Source organism: Pseudogemmobacter humi (genome assembly GCF_900609055.1).
Taxonomy (GTDB): Bacteria; Pseudomonadota; Alphaproteobacteria; order Rhodobacterales; family Rhodobacteraceae; genus Pseudogemmobacter; species Pseudogemmobacter humi.
The window spans coordinates 209,709-226,861 of sequence record NZ_UXAW01000051.1 but is presented as its reverse complement, the minus strand read 5'-3'; the positions used below and the strand labels follow the sequence as shown (position 1 = coordinate 226,861).

11 protein-coding genes are annotated in these 17,153 nt (G+C 67.3%); 9 read left to right on the top strand and 2 right to left on the bottom strand.

All coding sequences use genetic code 11. The features are described from left to right. Positions 1–2: 2 nt before the first annotated feature. Both XINFAN_RS07310 and XINFAN_RS07305 read right to left on the bottom strand, forming a co-directional pair. Positions 3–2,423 (bottom strand): GcvT family protein, encoded by a 2,421-nt coding sequence (locus XINFAN_RS07310; RefSeq protein ID WP_124085829.1) that lies wholly within the window; start codon positions 2,421–2,423, stop codon positions 3–5. Then, positions 2,420–4,813, bottom strand: a complete 2,394-nt coding sequence (locus XINFAN_RS07305) for an FAD-dependent oxidoreductase (protein WP_124085828.1) — start codon at positions 4,811–4,813, stop codon at positions 2,420–2,422. The genes XINFAN_RS07310 and XINFAN_RS07305 overlap by 4 nt, the downstream gene beginning before the upstream one ends. A 121-nt stretch (positions 4,814–4,934) precedes the next feature. Between XINFAN_RS07305 and XINFAN_RS07300 the strand changes: the two genes are divergently transcribed. From XINFAN_RS07300 to XINFAN_RS07260, 9 genes are all read left to right on the top strand, one after another. After that, on the top strand, positions 4,935–5,921 hold the full coding sequence (locus tag XINFAN_RS07300) for a LysR family transcriptional regulator (protein WP_160144559.1): 987 nt from the start codon (positions 4,935–4,937) through the stop codon (positions 5,919–5,921). Positions 5,922–6,026: 105 nt separating this feature from the next. Next, on the top strand, positions 6,027–7,547 hold the full coding sequence (locus tag XINFAN_RS07295; protein WP_124085826.1) for a trimethylamine methyltransferase family protein: 1,521 nt from the start codon (positions 6,027–6,029) through the stop codon (positions 7,545–7,547). Continuing rightward, positions 7,544–8,875 carry an aspartate aminotransferase family protein gene (locus tag XINFAN_RS07290; RefSeq protein ID WP_124085825.1) on the top strand — a complete coding sequence of 444 codons (1,332 nt, stop codon included), beginning with the start codon at positions 7,544–7,546 and terminating at the stop codon, positions 8,873–8,875. Before XINFAN_RS07295 ends, XINFAN_RS07290 begins: the two co-directional genes overlap by 4 nt. Continuing rightward, positions 8,875–9,951: a GlxA family transcriptional regulator gene (locus XINFAN_RS07285; protein ID WP_124085824.1), complete on the top strand. Its 1,077-nt coding sequence runs from the start codon at positions 8,875–8,877 to the stop codon at positions 9,949–9,951. The genes XINFAN_RS07290 and XINFAN_RS07285 overlap by 1 nt, the downstream gene beginning before the upstream one ends. 113 nt (positions 9,952–10,064) lie before the next feature. Further along, the gene (locus tag XINFAN_RS07280; protein ID WP_124085823.1) at positions 10,065–11,036 is read left to right on the top strand and encodes an ABC transporter substrate-binding protein; all 972 of its coding nucleotides are present in this window, start codon (positions 10,065–10,067) and stop codon (positions 11,034–11,036) included. Positions 11,037–11,175: 139 nt separating this feature from the next. Continuing rightward, the gene (locus XINFAN_RS07275) at positions 11,176–12,222 is read left to right on the top strand and encodes a quaternary amine ABC transporter ATP-binding protein (protein WP_199286379.1); all 1,047 of its coding nucleotides are present in this window, start codon (positions 11,176–11,178) and stop codon (positions 12,220–12,222) included. Beyond that, positions 12,219–13,721, top strand: a complete 1,503-nt coding sequence (locus XINFAN_RS07270) for an ABC transporter permease (protein ID WP_124085822.1) — start codon at positions 12,219–12,221, stop codon at positions 13,719–13,721. The genes XINFAN_RS07275 and XINFAN_RS07270 overlap by 4 nt, the downstream gene beginning before the upstream one ends. 471 nt (positions 13,722–14,192) lie before the next feature. Continuing rightward, positions 14,193–16,511, top strand: a complete 2,319-nt coding sequence (locus tag XINFAN_RS07265) for a sensor histidine kinase (protein ID WP_124085821.1) — start codon at positions 14,193–14,195, stop codon at positions 16,509–16,511. Between the two features lie 16 nt (positions 16,512–16,527). Next, positions 16,528–17,145 carry a response regulator transcription factor gene (locus tag XINFAN_RS07260; protein ID WP_233352157.1) on the top strand — a complete coding sequence of 206 codons (618 nt, stop codon included), beginning with the start codon at positions 16,528–16,530 and terminating at the stop codon, positions 17,143–17,145. Positions 17,146–17,153 lie beyond the last annotated feature (8 nt).

Below are 17,153 nucleotides of genomic sequence, written 5' to 3'. Positions count from 1 at the left end.
CGCTATCCCGCCGGAAGCGGCTGGCGGGCGGGGCTGGCCAGCAGCCTCGTGTTCTGCGGATCGAAGGGCGGCTCGGTCAGGATCCTCGCGCCCCGGCGCCTGCCCAGAACCTCGACCTCCAGCCCGTCGCGCGCATGGCGGTCGCGCAGGTAAGCCAGCGCCAGCACCTTGCCGGTGCGATGACCGTAAGCCGCAGAGGTCACCATGCCCACGCAACGGTCGCCCTGCCAGACACCGTGAGAGTAGTAGGGATCGGCCTCGCCGGGGTCGAGTTCCAGGAGCACCATCTCCCAGCGGTTCTCCTCTGCCATCCGCCTGAGCAGCGCCTCACGGCCGATGAAATCATGGTCGGGCTTCACAAGAAAGCCCATGCCGGTCTCGGCGGGGGTGCGCTCGGTGGTGAAGTCGGCGCCCCAGGCCGGATAGCCCTTCTCCAGCCGCATCGCATTCATCGCATAGGCGCCGAAACAGCCGATCCCCTCGGGTTTGCCCGCCGCTTCCAGCGCGAGGAACAGTTCCGCCGCGCGGGGGGCGGCGACATGCAACTCCCAGCCGGATTCGCCCACGTAAGACAGCCGCATCGCCCGGACGGGAATGCCTGCGATGATCATCGTCCTGACCGACATCCAGGGGCCGAACGGATCTTCCGTCAGCCGCTCCAGGATCGTCTGCGAGGCCGGACCCATCAGCCCGATCACCGCCAGATCGTCGCTCACCCGAGAGACGGTCACATCGAACCCCTGCGCCCGCGCGCGCAACAGATCGTCGTCGCGCATCTCGGCCGCCGCCGCCGAGGTCAGATAGAAGTGATCCCCGGCGAGGCAGGCGACGGTGAATTCCGCTTCCGTCCCTCCGGCGGGCGACAGCGCATAGGTCAGCCCGACCCGCCCCGGCTTCGGCGCCAGATTGCAGCCCAGAGCATCCACGAAGGCCCGCGCCTCTGGCCCCCTCACCTCGAACTTGGAAAAGACCGACATGTCGGCAAGGCCTGCCGCGGTGGTCACCAGCCGGCACTCGCGCGCCACCGCGTCGGACCAGCCGGGGCGGCGGAAGGTCAGGGCCGCGGGGGCGCCGAACCAGTTCGGCCGCTCCCAGCCGTAAGCCGCGCCCATCTGCGCGCCGCGCGCCTGCATCAGATCGTAAAGCGGCGTCAGCCGCTTCCCGCGCGCGGCGGGGCGTTCCTCATACGGATAATGCACGCCGAATTGCAGGCCGAAGCATTCCACCGCCTTCTGCACCCGGTAGTTGCGGTCGGCCCATGGCCCGAAGCGGCGGCTGTCCACCGCAAGGGCATCCATCGGCGGCGCGCCATGGGTCATCCAATGCGCGAGGAACCAGCCCGAGCCGCCGCCCTCCATCACCCCCATCGAGGATCCCGTCAGCAGCCAGGCGTTTTCCAGCCCCCAGGCCGGGCCGATCAGCGGGTTTGCGTCGGGGGTGAAGGTGATCGGGCCATTGACCACCGATTTCACCCCGCCGGTTTCCAGCGCCGGAATCCGCGCCATGGCGGCCAGCAGGATATGCTCCACCCGGTCGAGATCGGGCGCCATCAGCTCGGCGCCGAACTCGGGCGGCACACCGTCGACCGACCAGACCTGCGCGTCCTTCTCATAGGGGCCAAGGATCAGCGCGTCGCGTTCCTGGCGGACATACCAGCTTTCCTCGGGGTCGCGGATCATCGGCAGTTCCGGCAGGCCCTGCGCGATGCGTTCGGCCACCGCGGGCACGGTATCGGTCACCAGATACTGGTGCAGCACCGGGACCGAGGGCACGTTGGCCCCCATCATCCGGCCGATCTCCCACCCCCAGGTTCCGGCGGCGTTGACGATGTGCTTCGCGCGGATCGGGCCCTGTTTCGTCTCGACCAGCCAGGCGCCGTTCTCGCGCCGGATCGCATGGACCGGGTTGCGGCGCAGGATCACCGCCCCCCCTTCGCGGGCCACCCTGGCCATGGCATTGGTCGCCAAAGTCGGATCGACATGGCCGTCGTCGGGCTCATAGATGCCGCCGAGGATCCCCTCGGTGCGGGCCAGCGGATGCAGCGCCGCCACTTCTTCGGGCGAGTGCAACAGCCGCAACTCATAGCCGGTGAATTTCGACAGGCCCGCGACATGGGCGAATTCGTCCATCCGCTCCGGGTTCGAGGTGATCCGCATCGCGCCCGAGGCGTGGAAGCCGCAGCTCTCGCCGGTCTCGGCCGGCAGGATATCGCGGTAAAGCCGCACCGAAGTGGCGCGCAATTCCTGGATCGTCGGGTTATGGGCGAAATGGGTGCAAAGCCCGGCGGCGTGCCAGGTCGAGCCATGGGTGAGGTCGTTCTTCTCGGTCAGAACGACATCGGTCCATCCCGCCTTGACCAGATGATACATCAGCGAGACGCCCATGGCGCCGCCCCCGATGATCAGAACCTGCGCTTCCGTCATGCCTTCATCCTTTCGCCCGCAGGGTCGAAGGGCGGGCGGGCCAGCGCCTGCGCCTCATGGTGTTTTCCGGCGATCTCCACGGTGAAGATCCGCCCGCAGGTCTGCGCCATGGTCTCGCCCCTGGCGATCCCGACCAGCCCGAGCGCGAGTGTCCGGCCCGTCCGCGCGCCGCGCGCGCCCGAGGTGGTCAGGCCGACCACCCGGCCCGCCTCCCATATCGGTTCGTCATGCAGCACCAGCGGGTGGCCCGGCAGATCGAACAGCACCAGCCTGCGGGTGATGCCGTCGGCGCGCTGCGCCGCCAGGGCGGGCTTGCCGAGGAAATCCTTCGACCAGTCCACCGCGAAGCCGAGGCCCGCCTCCAGCGGCGAGACCTCGGGGCCGATGTCGTGGCCCATATGGCGGAACGCCTTCTCGATCCGGCAGGCGTCCAGCGCGTAATGGCCCATCGGCCGGGCGCCCGCTCCGGTGAGGGCGCGGAAAACGGCGGTGGCATGAGCCACGGGGACGTAGAGCTCCCACCCCAGTTCGCCGACGAAGCTGACGCGCTGCGCGGTGCAGGGCTGGCCGGCGACGGTCACCTGCCGCGCGGTCGAGAACGGAAAATCCTGCCAGTCGTCGGACGACAGCCCCGCGAGGGTCTCGCGCGATCCCGCCCCCATGACGCCGATGACCGCTTCGGCCTCGGTCACATCGGCGATGGTCACATCGAAACCCGCGGACCGCCGCCGCAGCCAGGCCGCATCGCGCCAGCGGGTGGCGGCGCCCGAGACCAGCCGGAAACGGTCTGCGGCGCGGCGCAGGATGGTCACATCGCCCTCGATCCCGCCGCTCTCGTTCAGAAGCAGCGTGTAGACCGCGCGGCCCGGCGCAACATCCATGTTCGCGGTGGCGATATGCTGCATCAGCCGCAGCGCATCGGGGCCGGAGATGTCGAACTTGCCGAAGGGGGAAAGGTCCAGCAGCGCGGTGCCCTGCGCCATCACCGCCGCCTCGCGCTGCGCGATGGGAAACCACGGCTGCGCGCCGACCGAATACGGCAGATCGCGCTCGGACGCATCGCGGGCATACCACAGCCCGCGCTCCCACCCCGCGGTCAGGCCGAAGACCGCGCCCTGATCGCCCCAGAGATCATGCAGCGCCGATTTGCGCAGGCCCCGCCCGGCCCCGGGCTGTCTGAACGGCCAGTGCAGCGCGAAAGCATCGGCGACCGCCTCTTCCATCCGCGCCTCGACATGGGCCGCGGCCGCGGCCAGCGGATCGGCGCGGGCCACGTCCACCTCCCACAGATCCATCGGCGCATGGCCCGCCAGCATCCAGTCGGCCAGCACCCGGCCGACGCCCGCCGAGGACATCACCCCCACCGAATTCATCCCGGCGGCGACGAACAGCCCGTCCACCTCCGGCGTCTCGCCGATCAGCGGGCGGGTATCCACGGTGAAACTTTCCGGCCCGTTCATGAAATGCTGGATGCCCGCCTGCGCAAGACCGGGGATCAGCGCCAGCGCGGCCTCCATGAACGGGGTGAACTGGTCCCAGTCCTCGGGCATTTCCAGGAAGGGCCGGTCGCCCTCGGGGCCGTAAGCGTCCCAGCATTTGGCGCGCGGCTCGAAGCCGCCGATCACCAGCTTGCCCGCGTCGCCCTTGACATAGATGCCGCGGTCCAGATCGCGCAGTACCGGGAAAGGATGCGGCATCCCGGGCATCGGCTCGGTCACCACATACATATGTTCGACCGCCTGCAAGGGCAGCGTGACGCCCGCCTGATCGGCCAGCCGCTTCGACCAGGCCCCGGCACAGAGCGCGACCTGATCGGCGCGGATCACCGCGCCATCCGCCATCACCACGCCGGTGACGCGGTGCCCCTCGGTCAGCAGCCTTTCGACCCGGGCATTCTCGCGGATCACCGCGCCCTGCGCCTTCGCCGCGCGGGCATAGGCCATGCAGAGATCGACCGGATTGACGTTCGCGTCTTCCTCGACCGCCATCGCACCGACCACGCCGGACAGGTCGAGCCCCGGCACAGTCACGCCCTCAGGCCCGGTGATCGTCGGATGCAGCCCGAAGTGGCGGCCAAGTGCCGCGATGCGGTGCAGCTCGTCCATCCGCGCCGGATCGCGCGCCAGCCAGTATCCCCCCGTCCGCCGGTAGCCGGTGGACATGCCGGTTTCCGCCTCAAGCCGGGGAAACATCTCGCCGGCATACATCGCCAGCCGCGTCATGTTCGGTGTGGCGCGCAGCGGCCCGACGATCCCCGCCGCATGCCAGCTGGTGCCTGAGGTCAGCGTATTGCGCTCCAGAAGCTCGACCGATGCCGCGCCGGTTTTCGTCAGGTGACAGGCGAGGCTCAGCCCGATTGCGCCGCCACCGATGATCACGATCTTACGCATCTGGCCTTACGTCCGTTCTATCTTCCCGGAAATCAGACAGAATGCCCGCCGCTCGCGCAAGAATGGACAAACATCATTAGGGATACTAATTCTTAGCAGAACGGCAGCCCGGATCTTCAGGATGAACACGCGCGACAAACACGAACCGGATATCAACCTGTTCCGCGCCATCGAGGTTTTCATGGCCGTGGCCGAGATGCGGCAGGTCACCGCCGCCGCCAGCGCGTTGCGCATCACGCAATCCGCCGCCTCGCAGCATCTGAAGAACCTGGAGGTGATCTTCGGAATGCCTTTGTTCGACCGCGCGACCCGTCCGATCACGCTGACCTATGCCGGGGAAATGCTGCAACGCCACGGTTTCCGGCTGCTCAATCTGATCGACGATCTGAAACGCGACATGCAGCATCTGGGGGCCTCGTCGCTGCCCGCGCTGCGGGTGGGGCTGCTTGCGTCCATCGCCACCACGCTGACGCCGGGGCTTTATGAGCTGGTCGGCAAGCAGATGAAAGTGCCGGAGCTGATCCTGTCGGCGGGGCTTGCGACCGATCATTTCGCCGCGCTGAACGACCGGCGGATCGAGATGGCGGTAACCTCCGAGAAATTGCAGGAAGGGCTGGGATACAATTTCACCTCGATTCTGGAAGAGCCGTTTTTCCTTGTTCTGCCATCGGGTTACGATGGCCCTGTCGATGACATCCACAAGATCGCCCGGCACCTGTCGCTGGCGCGGTTCGGCACTTCCACCCCGGTCGGGCGGCGCACCGATCAGCATCTGCAACGCTGCCGCCTGGACCTGCCGCGCGCCATCGAGGCCGACCGCACCTCCATGGTCATGGCCGGGGTGATCACCGGCAAATGTTTCGCGATCCTGTCGCCGACGCTGCTGATCGACGGCGTGGCTGAGGGCATGCGGCTGCGGATCGAGCCCCTGCCCTTCGCGCCGCTGAAACGCACCATCCGGCTGGTGTGCCGGCGCGAGGATCTGGGCGACATCCCCCACCGCATCGCGCGCGAATGCCAGATCATCCTGCGCCGCGCCTTCGAGACCCTGTTTCCCGCCATCGCCGGGCAGGTGGTCTACCACGAGATCGCTAATTCGTCTCATTAGGATTTCCGATAGTATAAGTTTGGCCTGTGCAGGCCGCCAAAGCCGCCTCTATCGTCCGCATCCGGGGGCACTCCCCGATAGCAGTCTGACGGGAAGGCCGAAGCCATGGGCGAGAGACGGGGCCGCAGCGCCCGGATGCAGGAGCGCAGCGACAGGAACAAGGTCTCGGCCCCCTATGTGCTGCGCCGTATCGGCAATGTCAGCCTGATCAGCGACGAAGCCGTCGCTGTCATCGAAAGGAACGCCGACCGCATCCTCGACGAGATCGGCATGGATTTCCGCGGCGATCCCGAGACGCTGGAGATCTTCCGCGCCGCCGGCGCCCGCGTCGACGGCGAGCGGGTGCGCTTCGATCCAGGCTGGTGCCGCGAGAAGATAAAGACCGCGCCGCGGGTCTTCACCCAGCATGCGCGCAACTCTGCCCGTTCGGTCCAGATCGGCGGCAATGCGCAACTTTTCGCGCCCAGTTTCGGCCCGCCCTTCGTCCATGACATGGAGAACGGGCGCCGCTACGCCACGATCCACGACTTCCGCGAGATCACGAAGCTGCACTACAGCCTTAACGCCGTGAACCATTCCGGCGGCGTGGTGGTCGAGCCCGTCGATCTGCCGGTGCCGGTGCGCCATCTGCATATGGCGCATACCCATCTGACGCTGTCCGACAAGCCCTTCATGGGCGCCGTCACCGCCCCCGAACGCGCCCGCGACACGATTGCCATGGCGAAACTCGCCATGGGCGAGGATTTCGTGAACGAGAACTGCGTCCTCTATTCGGTGGTCAACACCAACGCGCCTTTGGTGATGGACGAGACCATGCTCTGGGCGCTGAAGGAATATGCCAAAGCCGGGCAATGCACGGTGGTCTCGCCCTTCGTCCTCGGCGGCGCGATGTCGCCGGTCACGGTTGCGGCGACGCTGGCGCAGGTGCTGGCCGAGGTCATGGCCTGCGTCTCGCTGATCCAGCTGATCCGGCCCGGCGCGCCTTCGGTGTTCGGGACGTTCTTCTCGCCCCTGTCCTTGCGCACCGGGGCGCCCACTTTCGGCACCCCCGAGGGCACCCAGTTCCAGATGTGCGCGAAGACGCTGGCCGACCGGCTTGGCCTGCCGTTCCATTCGGTCGGCGCGCTGACCGCCTCGAAAGTGCCCGACGCCCAGGCCGGCTATGAAAGCCAGTCGCAGCTTATGGGCGCGGTGATGGCGGGGGTGAATTTCATCATCCACGCCACCGGCTGTCTGGAGGGGCTGCTGACCACCGGCTACGAGAAGATCGTGATGGACGCCGACCGCTGCGCGGCGCTGGCGCGGTTCGCGGAAGGGATCGACTTTTCCGAAGCCGCCCAGGCGATGGAGGCATTCAAGGAGATCGGCCCCGGCGGCCATTTCCTCGGCGCCGCCCATACCCGCGAGAACTTTGAATCCGCCTTCTGGCTGGGCGAAATGTCGGACAACGGCACTTACGAGCAATGGACGGCCGAGGGCGGGCTCTGGCAGCACGACCGCGCCACCGCCCGCGTCAAACAGATCCTGCGCGACTACGAGGCGCCGGAGATGGACATATCCATCCGCGATGCGCTGGACGATTTCGTCGCGCGACGCACATTCGAGATCACCGGAGAGAAAGCATGACCCTGCACACCAGCTGGAACCTTGAGGAAACCGCCGCGCGGCGCGACCGCTATTACTCGGCCAGCCAGCGCAAATTCGTGCCCTTCCGCGACCCGATGGTGTTCCGCCGGGGCGAGATGCAATATCTCTGGGACGAAAAGGGCCGCAGATACACCGACCTCCTGGGGATGAACGTCTGCATCTCGGTCGGCCATTCGCATCCCGATGTGGTGAAGGCCGCGATGGATCAGGCGCAGGAGCTGACCCATTGCACGACGATGTTCTACCATCCCGTCCCCGCCCATTTCGCCGAGGAACTGACGGCGACCATGCCGAAGGGGCCCAATGGCGATATCGAATGGGTGGTGCATTTCACCAATTCGGGCTCGGAAGCCATCGACCTCGCCATGGCGATGGCGCGCGGCTACACCGGCAATCTGGACCTGCTGGCGCTCCGCACCGCCTATCACGGCCCGACCTCGGCGGCGCAATCGGTGACCGGAATCGCCGGCTGGCGCCATCCCGGCATGCCCGGCAATGTCGCCTTCGTGGCCGAACCGAACCAGTATCGCGGCATCTTCGGGCGTAACGCGGGCGCCGCGCCTTACCTCGACGAGATCGAGCGGGTGATCCAGACCTCGACCACCGGCCGCGTCGCCGGGATTCTGGTCGAAAGCGTCCAGGGCTACGGCGGCATCATCGAGATGCCCCCCGGCTATATGTCGGGCGCCGCCGAGCGGATCCGCGCCGCGGGCGGGCTTTACATCGCCGACGAGGTGCAGTCGGGCTTCGGCCGCACCGGCGAGCATATGTGGGGCTTTGAATCCGACGGGGTGATCCCCGATATCGTGGTCATGGCCAAGGGCATCTCGAACGGCTTTCCGCTCGGCGCGGTGGTGGCGCGGCGCGAGATCGCGGAACCCATGGCCGAGAAGTTCATGTTCCACACCTATGGCTCGAACCCGACCTCCTGCGCGGCGGGGCGGGCGGTGTTGCAGGTGCTGAAACGCGACCGGCTGCAAGAGAACGCAAAACAGGTGGGCGGCGCGCTTTTGAAGCGGTTGCAGGAACTGGCGCAGAAATATCCTGCCATCGGCGACGTGCGCGGGCGCGGGCTGATGCTGGCGATCGAGATGGTCTCGGACCGTGGCAGGATGACGCCCGACGCCGACACCACCGGTGTCGTGTTCGAGGCCTGCCGCGAAGCCGGGCTGATCCTGTCGAAATCCGGGCCGCACCGCTCCTGCCTGCGGATGGTTCCGCCGCTGTGCCTGTCGCTGGCGGATGTGGATCAGGTGGCCGAGGGGCTGGACCGGGCCTTCGACAAGGCGCGGAAAGGCCAGGGGTGATGCTGATCGGGCGCAGCCTCGGGCCACCGGCCGAAGATACGGCTGCCAGAGCAGGCGGCCGGGGCGGCGCGCGCCACAGCTATTGCTTCGCGCTCTTGCCCGAGTTCTGCCTGTTGTCGCTGACGGCCGCGCTTGAGACGCTGCGGGTGCTGAACGAGGCGCTGTCCGGCCAGGCGGTGCGCTGGACGCTTTGCGCGGCGGGGGGCGGGCCGATGCGCTCTTCGGCCGGGATCGTGCTGCCGGTGGAGGGCGAGCTGCCCGAGGCCGGGCGCGGCAGCACCATCGTCATCGTCGGCGGCGAGAGCCCGCCGCCGCGGACGACCCCGGTGCAGAGCACGCCTCTCGAACACTGGATCCGCCGCTGCGCGCGTCGCGGCGCCAGGGTGGCGGCGCTGCATTCCGGCAGCCTGACGCTGGCGCGGGCGGGGCTGCTCTCGAACCGCAGCGCGACCGTGCACTGGCGCTATATGGAAACGCTGGCCGAAAGCCATCCCGATGTGGAACTGCACCACACCGCCTGCGTGGTGCATGACGATGTGATGACCTCTTCGGGCGGCACCTCGGCGATCGACCTGTTCCTGCGGCTGGCGGAAACCGATTTCGGGGCGGGCATCTCGCAGCGGGTGGCCGAGCATTTCAGCTGGCAGCCGATCCGCACCTTTCACGAGACGCGCCCCGCCGGCCTCGTGCAGCGGCGCGGCATCCGTCACCGCATGGTCGCCGATGCCGTCGCCATGATGGAGGCCCATGCCGAAGAACCGCTTGAGGTCAACCGCATCGCCGGCGGCCTCGGCCTTTCGACGCGCCAGATCGAGCGGCTGTTCCGCCGCCATCTGGGCGACACCCCCAAGCGCTATTACACCCGCATCCGGCTGGAGCGCGCGCACCGCCTGCTGTGCTTTTCCGATCTGGCGGTGACCGAAACCGCCATGGCCTGCGGCTTCGCCTCGGTCAGCCATTTCTCGCGCCTGTTCCGGGCCGCTTTCGGGGTCTCGCCGCACCGGCTTCGGACCGGGGCGCCCGCCGCGGAGCCCGGGGATGAAAACCTTCGCGAAAGGGGGAGCGGATGGAATTAACCCCCTGTCACCCGCCAGGGTTTGGAATGTCGGAAAGCGCCCTCCGGTGCCATAAACCGCCGAAGGGATTGAATGGAAACGCCGTTGATCTCTGAAACAGACAGGAAAACAAAATGTCGCCCCTGCCCAGATTGCTTGCCGCCCTGCTGATCGCAGCCCCCGGTCTTGCCGCCCCCGGCATCGCCGCCGCCGAAAAGCTGGTGATTCCGGATCCGAATTACGCCTCGGGCCGCGCCACCGCCTTCGCGGTCAGCGGGATCATCGAAGAGGCGCTCGGCCTCGAAGTGGAAACCGTGCCGCTGCCCTCGGTGCCGGTCGTGTGGGAGGCGATGTCGCGCGGCAAAGGCGAGATCGACATCTGGACCGAGACCTGGCTGCCGAACCAGAACGCCCCCAAGACCAAATATGTTGACGAGGAAAAGACCGTCACCCTGTCGGAGAAATCCTTCCCCGCGGTCCAGGGCTACTGCATCCCGAAATCCGTGCAGGAGAAGCACAACATCCGTTCGGTCTTCGATCTCGCCAACCCCGAAGTGGCGGCGCTGTTCGATTCCAACGGCGACGGCAAGGGCGAGGTCTGGATCGGCCCGCAGGGCTGGCTCTCGACCAATATCGAGACGATCCGCGCCCGGGATTACGGTTTCGCCGAATTCTTCGAACTGCAATCGACCGACGAGGCCATCGCGACGGCGGGCCTTGACGCCGCGGTCAAGGCCGACCGGCCCTGGCTGGGCTATTGCTACGGCCCGCACCAGAATTTCGTGCTCTACGATCTGGTGCTGCTGGAAGAGCCCGCCCATAACCCCGATGCCTTCGTGATGGTCCAGCCCGACGAGGATCCGGACTGGCAGGCCAGGTCGAAGGTCGCCTCGGCCTATCCCGACACCAGGGTCTATATCAGCTGGTCGGCCAGCCTCTCCGAGCGCAACCCCGCGCTGGTGACGCTTTTGCAGAACATCCAGCTCAGCGCGGATGACGTGAATGCCTGGTCGCTCGAGATCATCAATGGCAAGGATCCCGCCGAAGTGGTGAGGCCCTGGATCGAGGCCAATTCCGCGCAGATCGCCGCCTGGGCCGCGCAATAACCGCGGACAGACCCGACCCGGCCGGAGATGCCCCCCGCATCTCCGGCCATCAGATTACATGCGACCCTTGCGCATTTGCCCTGGTCCGCCGCCCGTGGCAGGCTGACAGGGGCCATTCCAGCTGGATGGGACATTGCCCGTGAACGAGCCAGAAATAGAATTCCGTTCGGTCTGGAAGATCTTCGGCCGCATGGAGGCCGAGGCGCTGACCGCCGCGAAATCCGGCACCGGCAAGGCCGAGCTGATGGCCAGGTGGGGCGCGGTGCTCGGGGTTTCGGACGCGTCTTTCAGCGTGGCGAAGGGCGAGATCTTCTGCGTCATGGGCCTGTCGGGATCCGGAAAATCCACCCTGATCCGGCTGATCAACCGGCTGATCGAACCAAGCGCCGGCGAGGTGCTGATCGGCGGCGAGGATATCGTGAAGGCCGGACCCGCCCGGCTGCGCGATCTGCGCTCGCGCCGGATCGGCATGGTGTTCCAGAGCTTCGGCCTGTTGCCCCACCGCAGCGTGCGCGAAAACGTCGCCCTGCCGCTGGAGATCCAGGGCGCGACACCGCGTCAGCGCTTCGACCAGGCCGAGGTGGCGCTGGCCAGGGTGGGGCTGGCGGGCTGGGGCGACCGGCTGCCCGCGAACCTGTCGGGCGGCATGCAGCAGCGGGTGGGGCTGGCGCGCGCGCTGGCCGCCGACCCGCCGGTTTTGCTGATGGACGAGCCGTTCTCGGCGCTCGACCCGCTGATCCGGCGGCAGTTGCAAAGCCAGTTCAGCCAGCTCTCGCGCGAGATGGGCAAGACGGTGGTGTTCATCACCCATGACCTGGACGAGGCCATCGCCATCGGCTCGCGCATCGCGATCATGAAGGACGGCGCCATCCTGCAAACCGGAGCGCCGGAAGATATCGTCACCCGCCCGGCGAACGATTTCATCGCCGAATTCGTGCGTCACGTCTCGCCGCTGGAGGTGATCCGCACCGCGACGATCATGACGCCCCTGCCCGACGGGGGCGGCCTGCCGGAAAATCTGCCGCCCGATCTGCCCCGCGTCGATGCGCAGGCGCCACTGGCCCGGCTGGCGACGATCTTTGCGAAGGACGCGCGCGGCGCGCTGGTGACGCGCGACGGCAACCCCTGCGGCTATGCCCGGCCGCAGGATCTGATGCAGGCGCTCGCAGAACGGCCCGGACGATGAACCACACAGACACAGACCCGCTTGTCGCCGAATTCACGCAGCGCGGCGCGCGTTATTACAGCGCGGAATTTGATCGGCTTTCCGCGAAAAGCGGCCCGTCCTTCAGCTTCAACCCGATGGCCGCGCTGACCGGGCCGGTCTGGCTGGGCGCCCGCGCGCTGTGGGGGGCGTTCTGGCCTGCGTTCCTCGTGGCGCTGGCCTCGGTGGTCCTGCTGGCGATCGCCGTGTTCGGCGATCCGGGCCGCGACGATCGCGCCCGCGCCGACCGGCTGGAGATGCAATCCGCCGAGCGCCTGACCGCCGCTGAAGCCGCCATCGCCGCCGGAGACCCGTTGGGCGAGGGGATGAAACGCTCGGCCGAGGGGCTGGCCCAGGCCGCCGACAATGCCCGCGCTGCGGCCGAGGCGGCGCAGTCCCGCACGCTCGGCCTCGGGCTCGCGGGCGCCACGGGGCTGGCGCTGGTGCATCTGGCAGTAGGGTTCAGCGCCACGCCGCTTCTGAACCGCCGCTTCCGGCGCTGGCGCGGCGACCACCGCATCGCCCATGGCCTGCCGCCCGCGCGGATCATCTTCGCCACCGTCCTTGTCCTTGGTGGCTATGTCGTGTCGGGGTTGCGCTTCGCAACACCCGCACCGCCGGCCTGGCTGACGAGTTTCCCTGCCTCGGCCACGATCTACAACGAAAGCGCGCGCTGGCTGGACGGCGCGTTCCGGGCCACGGCCCAGGGCCTCGGCGGGCTGTTCAACGGCATCTCCGCCGGGATCAACACGATCCTCGGCCTGCTGGAGATCGCGCTGGTGGCGACGCCCTGGCCCATCGTCATGGCTGCGGTCCTCACCATCGCCTGGCAATGCGCCGGGCGGCGGGTGGCGGTGTTCTCGGCGGCGGCGCTGGCCTATCTGGCCTTCTTCGGCTTCTGGGAGAAAAGCATGGCCACCGTCGCGCTTCTGGGCACGGCGGCCTTCCTTTGCGTGGTGGCGGGCCTGCCTCTCGGCATCTGGGCCGGGCGCGACAGCCGGGTGCTGAACGCGATGCGCCCGGTGCTGGATCTGATGCAGACCATGCCGGCCTTCGTCTATCTGATTCCGGTGATCGCCTTTTTCGGCATCGGCAAGCCCCCCGGCATCATCGCCACCATCATCTTCGGCATGCCGCCGGTGATCCGTCTGACCGCGCTCGGCATCGCTTCGGTGCCGGAGAACATCCGCGAGGCCGCCACCGCCTTCGGCGCCACGCGCAGGTTCCTGTTGTTCCGGGTCGATCTGCCGATGGCCAAACCCTCGATCATGGCCGGGATCAACCAGACGCTCCTGATGTGCCTGTCGATGGTGGTGATCGCCTCGCTGATCGGCGCGCGGGGCCTGGGCGAGGATGTGCTCTCGGCGCTGCAATATGCCGCCGTGGGCAAGGGCATTCTCGCGGGGCTGGCGATCCTGGCCTGCGCCATGGTGATCGACCGTATCGTCCAGGGCCAGGGCTCAAAGAACGAGCACCGCTGACGAGGGGGGCGCCCGGCGAGGGGCACAAAGGGCTGCCGGTCCGCGCCGAAAGCGGAGACCGGCAGCCTTTCACAGTATACTCGTAACAGGATACTCGCCAATCGCGGAACGGCTTAGTTCGTGAACGACGATCGCCACACCGCAAGCCGCCGCAGCTTTCCGAACTCATACTCACATCGGCCCGATCTTCATCGCATAACCCTGGGAATCGGTAAATCCGCGTGGTTGCCTAGGCAGATCTGCCTATGGCGGGGCGGGGCCGCTCTGGTGGAATCCATTAAAAAGCCGTAGAATAGCGGGCGGATTTCGGGCGGATTCGCAATGCGTTGCGGGCCTTGATGCGCCCGTTTCCAGCCTGCCGCCCGAACAGCCACCACCGGATCAGCGCATGCCACCTGCCTTCCCGAACCGCCCGACCGCCGGACCCCCACGCCCGGCCCGCTCTCCGGTGCACGGGGGCACGGGCGGCTGATGCGTTTTTCGCTGCGTATCCTTCTGGCCTGCTGCCTTGCCGGGCTTCAGTTCCTTGCGGTGCTGACGGTGGTGTTTTCGTCTTATTTCACCTCGGAGCGGGCGCTGATCGCCCATGCGCGCGATCTGCTGCGTGATGTGGGCACCAATGCGATCGAACATTCCAAGGGCTTCCTGAACCCGGCCCAGGGCGCGGCGGAACTGGCGGCGCGGCTGGCGCAGAACCGGGTGGTCGCCAGCGAGGATCACGTCCAGCTTGAGCAGCTTCTGTTCCAGCAGCTTCAGATCACGCCGCAATTCGCCGGGGTCTATTACGGCAGCGAGGAAGGCAATTTCGTGATGGTGATGCGGACCGAGGACGCCCAGGCGCCGTTCCGCAGCAAGATCATCCGCAACGAAGGCGGCGCGCGCAGCATCGAGCTGATCTGGCGCAACGACGATTTCTCGGTCGTCGCGCGCGAGCAAACCCCCGAGGATCCCTATGATCCGCGCAACCGGCCCTGGTATTTGCGGGCGAAATCCGATCTGACCACGATCTGGACCGATCCCTATATCTTCTTCACCTCGCAGCAGCCCGGGATCACCCTCGCCGCGCCGGTGGTCGATGCCGAAAGCGGCGTCAAAGGCGTGGTGGGCGTCGATATCGAGATCAGCAAAATCTCGGATTTCCTGTCGCGGCTGAAGATCGGGGTCCAGGGCAAGGCGCTGATCATCCACCGGAACGGCGATGTCATCGCACATCCCGATCTGGATCTGATCAAGATCACCAGGGAAGACGGCACCCTGCGTTTCGCCAATATCGCCGAATTCGAGGATCCGATCGCGCGCGCCGCCTTTGCCGGCCATGCGGGCCGGGGGCCGGTGCTGGTCGATCAGGTCACCGCCTCGCAATTCACCTGGGACGGCGAGGTCTATGTCTCGACCGTGATGCCGCCGATCAGCGACAAGCTGCCCTGGACCATCGGCGTCTATGCGCCCGAGGACGATTTCACCGCCGTCATCAAGCAAAACCGCACCGCAAATATCTGGATCGCCGCGCTGGTGGCGGCGATTTCCGGCGTGATCGGTCTGGCGCTGGCGGATTACATCCACCGTCCGGTGCGCGCCTTCGCGGTGCGCTCGACGCTGATCTCGCAGGGCGAGCTGGACCCCACCGGACCCGCGCCGCGCACCTACAAGGAACTGGAGCGCGCCAATGCGACGCTGATGCAGCAGATCCTCGCCCGCCGCGATGCCGAACGCGAATACGGCCAGACCTTCGATCTGTCGTCGCGCGCGATGGCGCAGATCTCGCCCAAAGACGGCGCGGTGATCCGCGCCAATGCCAAATTCGCCGAACTCATCGGCGCGGCCTCGCCCGCCGATGTGGTGGGCTGCCGGATCGCCGATATCGCCCATCCCGGCGATCTGGCGCAATCCGCCTGCGCCGACAGCGGCCCCGGCGGCGCCGAGACCAGTTGCGAGATGCGCTGGTATCGCCGCGACGGCGCGATGATCCATGTCAGCCTGAATTCCATCGTGATCCGAGACGACCAGGGCAGACCGCTGCATGGCGTGCTGATGGTGGACGACATCACCCGCGACAAGGCGCGCGAGGGGCAGATTGCCCAGCTCAACCGCGACCTGTCGCATCTGGCGCGCGGCAATACCATGGGCCAGATGGCCGCCGGGCTGGCGCATGAACTGAACCAGCCGCTGGCCGCCATCGCGCAGAACGCCGACACCGCGCTCCTGACGCTGGGCGAGGGCGCCGATCCCGAGTTGCGCGAACTGCTGGACGAGATCGAGAGGCAATCCCTGCGCGCGGGCGACATCATCCGCGCCTTGCGCAGCTTCATCCGCAAGGACGAGGGCACCCGCCACCCGTTCGATTTCGCCGACCTGCTCGACCAGGCCCAGAGGCTGGTCCATCCCGAGGCGACCGAGGCCGGTGTACGCATCGTCACCCTTACTGTCGGCCTGCCGCAGGTGACGGGCAACCACATCCATGTCGCCCAGGTGATCGTCAATCTCCTGCGCAACGCGATCGAGGCCATCGCGCCCGAACCGGAGAACGAGCGCCTCATCACCATCCACGCCACCCGCGAGGGCGATCTGGTCAGGGTCTGCGTTCAGGACAGCGGCCCCGGCATTCGCGACGGAATCAACCTCTTCACACAGTTTGAGACCTCGAAGCCGGACGGGATGGGGCTGGGCCTGTCGATCTGCCGCGCGCTGGTCGAGGCCAATGGCGGCCAACTGTGGCACGAGAAGCCCGCAGGGCGCGGGGCGCGGTTCTGTTTCACCCTGCCGGTCGCGGCGGCGGCAGCGGCGGCGTGAAAGCAGGGGGGCTGAGGTGAATCTGACGGTCTTTGTGGTCGACGACGACGACGCCATCCGCAGTTCGCTGTCGCGCGCGCTGCGCAAAAGGGGCTATGAGGTCGAGGCCTTCGCCTCGGCCGAGGCCTTCCTTGGCGCCTGGAACGGGCAGTCGGGCGGATGTCTGATCCTCGATCACGGCATGCCCGGCATGTCAGGGCTGGAGCTGCAAAAGCGGCTTGCCGGGCAGGATTACCTGCTGCCGATCATCTTCATCACCGGCCATGGCGGGGTGCCGGAATCGGTGCAGGCGATCAAGGCGGGGGCGGTGGATTTCCTGGAAAAGCCCTTCCGCCAGGCGGTGCTGGTCGAACGGATCGAGACCGCGCTCGGCATCGCATCCGAGCGGCTGGCCGCGCGCGAGGGCTGTCAGAAGACCCGCGCCCGCTTCGACCGGCTGACCGCGCGCGAGGCAGAGATCGTGGACCATATGGTCGAGAATCCCTCGGGCACCTCCAGCAAAGAGGTCGGCGCCAGGCTTGGCATCAGCCCGCGCACCGTGGATCATCACCGCGCCCGCATCATGGAAAAGCTCGGGATCCGCTCGGTGGCCGAACTGATCGCGCTGGCGGGGCGGCCGGGCGGCCAGGGCTGAGAGGGGGG